Annotated in this window: 9 protein-coding genes; 4 read left to right on the top strand and 5 right to left on the bottom strand. The window is 66.5% G+C overall.

The window, feature by feature from the left end:
* Positions 1 to 1,471 (bottom strand): MMPL family transporter (locus tag A5681_RS05415; RefSeq protein ID WP_197498514.1); only part of this gene is annotated, 1,471 nt, incomplete at its 3' end.
* Positions 1,468 to 1,899 carry an MmpS family transport accessory protein gene (locus A5681_RS05410; protein ID WP_067270187.1) on the bottom strand — a complete coding sequence of 144 codons (432 nt, stop codon included), beginning with the start codon at positions 1,897 to 1,899 and terminating at the stop codon, positions 1,468 to 1,470. The genes A5681_RS05415 and A5681_RS05410, both read right to left, overlap by 4 nt.
* A gap of 198 nt (positions 1,900 to 2,097) precedes the next feature.
* On the opposite strand from A5681_RS05410, the gene A5681_RS05405 reads away from it, so the two are divergent.
* Genes A5681_RS05405 through A5681_RS05395 form a run of 3 tightly spaced genes read left to right on the top strand, consistent with a single transcriptional unit; the run spans position 2,098 to position 3,498 of the window.
* A complete protein-coding gene (locus tag A5681_RS05405) occupies positions 2,098 to 2,415 on the top strand; it encodes a metal-sensitive transcriptional regulator (protein ID WP_067270185.1) in 318 nt (105 codons plus the stop codon).
* Between the two features lie 29 nt (positions 2,416 to 2,444).
* Positions 2,445 to 3,059: a DsbA family protein gene (locus A5681_RS05400; protein ID WP_067270182.1), complete on the top strand. Its 615-nt coding sequence runs from the start codon at positions 2,445 to 2,447 to the stop codon at positions 3,057 to 3,059.
* A gap of 37 nt (positions 3,060 to 3,096) precedes the next feature.
* Positions 3,097 to 3,498 (top strand): DUF302 domain-containing protein, encoded by a 402-nt coding sequence (locus tag A5681_RS05395; protein ID WP_067270180.1) that lies wholly within the window; start codon positions 3,097 to 3,099, stop codon positions 3,496 to 3,498.
* A 39-nt stretch (positions 3,499 to 3,537) separates the two neighbouring features.
* Here the strand turns inward: A5681_RS05395 and A5681_RS27360 are convergent, their stop codons facing one another.
* Positions 3,538 to 3,711 carry a hypothetical protein gene (locus tag A5681_RS27360; protein WP_197498512.1) on the bottom strand — a complete coding sequence of 58 codons (174 nt, stop codon included), beginning with the start codon at positions 3,709 to 3,711 and terminating at the stop codon, positions 3,538 to 3,540.
* A 138-nt stretch (positions 3,712 to 3,849) separates the two neighbouring features.
* Positions 3,850 to 4,023: a hypothetical protein gene (locus A5681_RS27605; RefSeq protein ID WP_231996213.1), complete on the bottom strand. Its 174-nt coding sequence runs from the start codon at positions 4,021 to 4,023 to the stop codon at positions 3,850 to 3,852.
* A 281-nt stretch (positions 4,024 to 4,304) separates the two neighbouring features.
* On the opposite strand from A5681_RS27605, the gene A5681_RS05385 reads away from it, so the two are divergent.
* Complete coding sequence (locus A5681_RS05385) at positions 4,305 to 4,760, top strand: MaoC family dehydratase (RefSeq protein WP_067270175.1); 456 nt, start codon at positions 4,305 to 4,307, stop codon at positions 4,758 to 4,760.
* A gap of 346 nt (positions 4,761 to 5,106) precedes the next feature.
* On the opposite strand, the gene A5681_RS05380 is transcribed toward A5681_RS05385, so the two are convergent.
* Entirely contained in the window at positions 5,107 to 6,402 is a 1,296-nt protein-coding gene (locus tag A5681_RS05380; protein ID WP_067270210.1) for an acyl-CoA dehydrogenase family protein, read from the bottom strand.
* Positions 6,403 to 6,433 lie beyond the last annotated feature (31 nt).

Below are 6,433 nucleotides of genomic sequence, written 5' to 3'. Positions count from 1 at the left end.
CCTGGGCGCTGATCTGGAACGGTATGGACGTGTGCTCGATCGGACCGCCCAGCGGCCTGGTGATGCTCTGCACCATCGCGATGCCGGGGGAGGCGAAGACCTCCTTGGCGAGCCGGTCCAGGATGATCATGTCGCCGCTGTTCCGCATGTCATGGTCGCTTTCGATCATGAGGATGTCGGGATTCATTGTGGCGGCGCTGAAGTGGCGCTCCGCGGCGGCGTATCCGACGTTTGACGGCAGGCCGCCGGGTATGTAGTACCGGTCGTTGTAGCTGACCTTCATGCTCGGCATGATCAGGATGCCGACGATCGCGATGACCAGCGAGGCCGCGAAGACCGGGCCGGGCCAGCGCACGGTGGCGGTCCCGATCCGGCGCCATCCGCGCGTCTTGATCATCCGTCTGGGGTCGAGCAAGCCGAACCGGCTCGCCACCGCCACGACGGCCGGCGCGGCGGTCATCGCTCCCGCGACGACGACGAGCAGTCCCAGAGCCGAAGGTATGCCCAGCGCCTTGAAGTAGGACAGGCGCGCCAAGTGCAGGCAGAACGTGGCTCCGGCGATGGTCAAGCCCGACCCCAGGATGATGTGCGACGTCCCGCGAAACATCGTGTAGTAGGCGGCTTCCCGATCCTGTCCGGCCTGGCGCGCCTCCTGGTACCGGCCGATGAGGAAGATCGCGTAGTCGGTTCCGGCCGCGATCGCCAAGGAGGACAGCATGGCAACCACGAACGTCGAGAAGCCCAACAGGCCGGAGTTTCCCAGCAGCGCGACAAGCCCACGGGCCGTGCCCATTTCGAAGCCGACCATGACGAGCACCAGCAGCACCGTGCTGATCGAGCGATAGGCGATGAACAGCATGATCATGATGACCACCCCCGTGACGCCCATCATCTTGAACATGCTCTTGTCGGCGGCCTCGTTCATATCGGTGGTCAGCGGCGCTGGCCCGGTGACGTACACCTTCAGCCCGTGTGGAGGTTCCGACTTGTCGACGATCTTGCGCACCGCGTCGACGGATTGGTTCCCCAGGGTGCTGCCTTGGTTGCCGGCGAGGTTGAGCTGAACGTAGGCCGCTTTGCCGTCGCGGCTCTGGACGCCGGCGGCGGTGAGCGGATCACCCCAGACGTTCTGGACATGCTGGACGTGCTTGGGGTCGGCCTGCAGCTTCCGCACCAGGCCGTCGTAATACCGGTGCGCCTCGTCACCGAGTTGCCTGTCGCTCTCCAAGACGATCATCGCGATGCTGTCGGAGTCCGACTCGTGAAAAGTGGCGCCGATGCGCTTGGCGGCGATCATCGCCGGCGCGTCCTGCGGTGACATCGTCACCGCGTGGTTCCGGGCCACCGACTCGATCGGCGGCACAAGCACATTCAGCGCGACGGTCAGCAGCAGCCATGCCAGCAGGATGGGCACGGCGAATCTGCGGACGAACCGCATGAACCTCGGACGCGCCTCGGACTCGGTGTTCATCCGGCTTTGACCAGACAGGAAGTTTGGGCGTGTCGTCCGGCCGAGGACCGCTCGTCCTTGACTTCACCGTTGACGGTGATGCGGCACCCAATGCCGTCACTGTCGCCCTGCGCCACCAGGCTGGCGATGACGGCCGGCATGGTCGTGGTGACCGTGAGGGTCCATGGCAGGTTGGTGAAGTCCGCCTGTTCCGGCTGCGCGTTTTTGTCCAGGTAGCTCACGCTTCCCGTTGTGCCGCTTGGCCCGTACACCTCGTAGGTCACGCGCTTGATGTGCGAGGGCTCGAGCGGTTCGGCGCTGGTGCCCGTCGCGGCGAAGATCGCGTCCGAGCCGAAAACGCCGCGGAGCCGGTCGACGGCGACGCCGCCGAGGGCGACCGCCCCCACGACGACGAGCGGCACCCAAGCCCGTTTGAGAAACGTGGACACTGACGTAGCCTTTCGCTCGTGACCTGGCCTATTCGTTACGGAGTACGCCCGCCTGGCCGCACCCGATAGGGCCATTCGGCCCGCACTCCGGGGCCCCGCAGGCACCGGCGACGTTGTCCGGCGTCCAGGTATACCATACCCCCGGGGGTATCAACACCGGTACAGCATATACCCCTCGGGGTATGGTATGAAGGAGTCATGGCAAACGAAGTTAGCGGCGGTGCGTCGCGCACGGCCGACATCGTCGGGCATGACCCGGGCGACATGGACGCCGTCCTCGCCCGGTTGCGCCGGGCGCATGGTCAGCTCGGCGGCGTCATCGCGATGATCGAGCAGGGGCGCAGCTGCAAAGACGTCGTCACTCAGCTGGCCGCGGTGTCCCGGGCGCTGGACCGCGCCGGTTTCAAGATCATCGCCTCCGGCCTGCGTGACTGCATCACCCGGCCGGCGGGTGGTACCGGCCAGCCGGCCGTGTCGATCGACGAGCTGGAAAAACTGTTCCTGAGCCTGGCCTGACGGCCGGCGTCTACGAAAGGCGAAGAGCGATGAACCCCGCCGACGATGGTCGAGCCGGATCCGAAGTCACGCTGTGGTTGGACCCGGTGTGCCCGTTCTCCTGGAATACCGCGCATTGGCTGCGCACCGTCGCCGAGAAGACCGGCTCGGCGGTCGATTGGCGGCTGATGAGCCTCGCGGTGCTCAACGAGGGACGGGAACTTCCGCCCCCTCAGCAGGCGCGCATGCGTGATTCTCAACGCGTCGGCCGGCTGATGGCCGCCATCGCGCGGGAGCGGGGCGTAGCCGGGTGGACCGCCGCGTATTTCGCGTTCGGTGAGCGATACTTCGATCGCTCCGAACCCTTCGACGAGGGCCTCGTCGGCCGCATGCTTTCCGCGGCGGGCGCCCGGGACACCACCGCCGCGGTCATCGCCGACGAATCGTGGGATGAACCGGTGCGGCGTGGGCACCAGGAGGCCCAGGATGCGCTCGGCGAAACCGGGGGCAGCCCGATTCTGCGGATCGACGGGCGTGCCTTCTTCGGTCCGGTCCTGACCGCTTTACCCGAGGTCCAGGACACGGTCGCGCTGTTCGACGCGGTCGCCACGTTGGCCGCGGTTCCCCAATTCGCCCAGCTGCAACGCCCGCGCTCCGCGGCCTAGCGCTTCCACCAGTTCCACACTGGAAAGAGGAGAAGAAATGACAACCGGATTGAGCACCACTTTGCACACGTCGTTCGACGACGCGGTGAAACGAACGACCGAAGCCTTGGCCGAGCAGGGTTTCGGCGTGTTGACCACCATCGACGTCAAGGCCACGCTGAAGCAAAAGCTGGGCGAGGACATGGAGGACTACCTCATCCTGGGGGCGTGCAACCCGACCCTGGCGCATCGCGCGCTGGGGGTTCACCGTCAGATCGGCCAGCTGCTCCCGTGCAACGTGGTGGTGCGCGCCGACCCCGAAGGCGCGGGTGACGCGGTGCTCGTCGAGGCGATGGATCCCCAACTCATGGTCAAGGTGACGGGCGAACCGGGGGCGTTGCAGGACGTGGCCGACCAGGCCACCGCCAAACTGCAGGCCGCGATCGGCGCGCTCGGATAGCAACACCTCGCGCCTCGAATTGGCCTGTGGCGCAGCGGATCAGTCTTGCTGGCTCCGCGCTTCAGCACCCGTTTCCCCGGCGTCGAAAGAGTCATCGGAACCGGCCGCCCCGACATACGAGCCGTCGGCCTCTCCCGCCGCGTCGCGCGATCGAGACTCGTGGGTCTCGGGTTCCACGTCCGACTCGGCTTTGTGGCCCTTATTCTCAGCCATTCGTTTCCTTCCGGTGGGGCTCTCAACCCCTGACGGGTTCCCCCCTCAGGCGCTGCCAAACTTGGGGCGGTGTGACCTTGAGCATCGAAACCAATCCGCTTGTGGCAGCGCCATTGCGGTTGCGACCGACGGGGTCGATCAGGTGTCGCTCAGCGCGTCACCGAACCCGCGGACGACGCGGCTGTGCTGACTTTCGGCCAGCGCCTGCCCGGCTCCCAGCAACAGCACCATCGGCCAATCCAGGACTTGGATCGCCGCCAGCGCGGCCAGTCCACCGTAGAACGCGAGGTGGTCGGCGCGGGGTACTCGCACCTGTCCGAGCATCGGAACATTCAGGCGCATGCTTTCGGCTTCGCGGATTCGCTCCGATGGCCGCCGACCCGCCGTGGCCCTTTGCGCCTTCGGCTCAGTCCCGTGCCGTGTGCGTTCGGGCATGCCGTCTCCCTCCGTGCGATTCTGCATCCTCGCGCAGGGCTTCCCCGGCTCGCTGGTGTGAAACCTGTTCCGGCCACGGCACAGCGTGTCCTTGAAACCCGCGCCGCCGCCGGGCTGAGACGAGCGTTATTGTTACCCGCGAAGTCAAGGAGGACTCAATGCGCACCTTCGAATCAGTCGCCGACCTCGCGGCCGCTACCGGGGAAACAATCGGCCACAGCGATTGGGTGACCATCACCCAAGAGGACGTCAACCTGTTCGCCGACGCGACCGGTGATCACCAGTGGATCCACGTGGATCCGGAGCGCGCGGCCGCCGGGCCGTTCGGCGGGACGATCGCCCACGGTTTCATGACGCTGGCGCTGCTGCCCCGCCTGCAGCACCAGATCTACACCGTCAACGGCATCAAGCTCGCAATCAACTACGGCCTCAACAAGGTTCGCTTTCCCGCCCCGGTGCCGGTCGGCTCCCGGGTGCGTGCGCAGACATCGCTGGTCAGCGTCGACGACGTCGGAAACGGCGCTGTGCAGGCGACCATGTCGACCACCGTGGAGATCGAGGGCGCAGCCAAGCCGGCGTGTGTGGCCGAGAGCATCGTCCGCTACATCGCCTGAGCCGGAGCCGGAGCCCCGCGAGTCTTAAACCAAGGCGCGGTCGCGCACGGGGAAGCCCGGCTTGCCCGTGCTGGCGCGCCGCGAATCGCGAGACTTAAACCACGGCGGCGCTTTACGGCGTGTCGTGTGCGTGGTTTAAGTGTCGCGGGCGACAAAGCCCGGCGCGCCTGAGCCGGCGCGCCGCGAGTCATAAACCACGGCCGCGGTCGCGCACGACAAAGCCTGGCGCGCCTGAGCCGGCGCCCCGCGAACCGCGAGACTTAAACCATGGCGGTGCTTTACGGCGTGTCGTGTGCGTGGTTTAAGTGTCGCGGACGGCGGGGCACGGCGAAGCCTGGCGAAGGGTTCAGAACTCTGCGATGGAATGCTCGAGCCGCTCGGCCAGCCGGGCCTGGGCCTCGGCGCGGCGGGTGGGTATGTGTGCCGACGGGAAAGGCGTTGTCACGGGCTGATATTCGCGCAACGTCCGGCGCGCCACCGTCATCTTGTGTAGTTCGGTGGCGCCGTCGGCGATGCCCAGCGACTCGGCCGCGACCATCATCTTGACGAACGGCATCTCGTCGGAAACCCCCAGTGCGCCGTGCAGGTGCATGGCCCGCTGCACGACGTCATGCAGGACCTGGGGCATGGCGACCTTCACCGCGGCGATGTCCCGGCGCACCTTCTGATAGTCGTGGTGCTTGTCGATCAGCCACGCGGTGCGCAGCACCAGCAACCGGAACTGTTCGATTTGGATCCAGCTGTCGGCGACCTTCTCCTGGGTCATCTGAAAATCCGAAAGGCGCCCGTGCCGCGTCTTGCGCGATACCGCCCGTTCGCACATCATGTCAAAGGCGCTGCGCGCCAGCGCGATTGTGCGCATCGCGTGGTGGATGCGGCCCCCGCCGAGCCGGGTTTGCGCGATCATGAACGCCTGGCCCTCGCCGCCCAGCACGTGATCGGCTGGGACCCGGACGTCGGTGTAGCGGACATAACCGTGGCTCGCGCGCGCCGAGGACTCGGCGCCCACGCCGACGTTGCGGACGATCTCGATGCCCGGTGTCTCGGCCGGGACGATGAACAGCGACATCTTGTCGTAGGTACGCGCTTCGGCGTTGGTGACCGCCATGACGATTAAGAACGAGGCGTGCTTGGCGTTGGTGGAGAACCACTTCTCGCCGTTGATCACCCAGTAGTCGCCGTCGCGGGTCGCGGCGGTGACGAACTGCCCGGGATCCGAACCGCCCTGCGGCTCGGTCATCGAATAGCACGAGGTGATTTCGCCGTCGAGCAGCGGTTGCAGGTAGCGGGCCTTCTGTTCGTCGGTGCCGAACATGGCCAGGATCTCGGCGTTGCCGGAGTCGGGCGCCTGGCAGCCGAAGACCGACGGCGCCCAGCGGGACCGCCCCAGAATCTCGTTGAGGAGCGCGAGTTTGACCTGACCGAAGCCCTGTCCGCCCAGCTCCGGGCGCAGGTGTGCGGCCCACAGGCCCTGGTCCTTCACCTGCTGCTGCAGCGGCCGCAAGATGGCCATCATCTCGGCGTTCTTCTTGTCGTACGGGTCGAGAGCGACCAGATCGAGCGGTTCGAGCTCGTCGACCATGAACTTTTGGACCCAGTCCAGCTTTGCCTGGTATTCGGGGTCGGTTTCGAAATCCCACACGGTGGCCACCCGTTCCCCGGCGCCGCGCCGC

The sequence above is a fragment of the Mycobacterium scrofulaceum genome (assembly GCF_001667885.1).
In the GTDB taxonomy this organism is placed as follows: Bacteria; Actinomycetota; Actinomycetes; order Mycobacteriales; family Mycobacteriaceae; genus Mycobacterium; species Mycobacterium scrofulaceum_C.
The sequence above is the reverse complement of the archived record's forward strand: the minus strand, read 5'-3'. Positions and strand labels throughout refer to the sequence as shown.

What these genes read in the sequence shown, in the direction of transcription:
- A5681_RS05395 (WP_067270180.1), top strand. Translation starts at nt 3,097, where the DNA reads ATGACAACCGGATTGAGCACCACTTTGCACACGTCGTTCGACGACGCG.
- A5681_RS05385 (WP_067270175.1), top strand. Translation starts at nt 4,305, where the DNA reads ATGCGCACCTTCGAATCAGTCGCCGACCTCGCGGCCGCTACCGGGGAA.
- A5681_RS05405 (WP_067270185.1), top strand. Translation starts at nt 2,098, where the DNA reads ATGGCAAACGAAGTTAGCGGCGGTGCGTCGCGCACGGCCGACATCGTC.
- A5681_RS05400 (WP_067270182.1), top strand. Translation starts at nt 2,445, where the DNA reads ATGAACCCCGCCGACGATGGTCGAGCCGGATCCGAAGTCACGCTGTGG.
- A5681_RS27360 (WP_197498512.1), bottom strand. Translation starts at nt 3,711, where the DNA reads ATGGCTGAGAATAAGGGCCACAAAGCCGAGTCGGACGTGGAACCCGAG.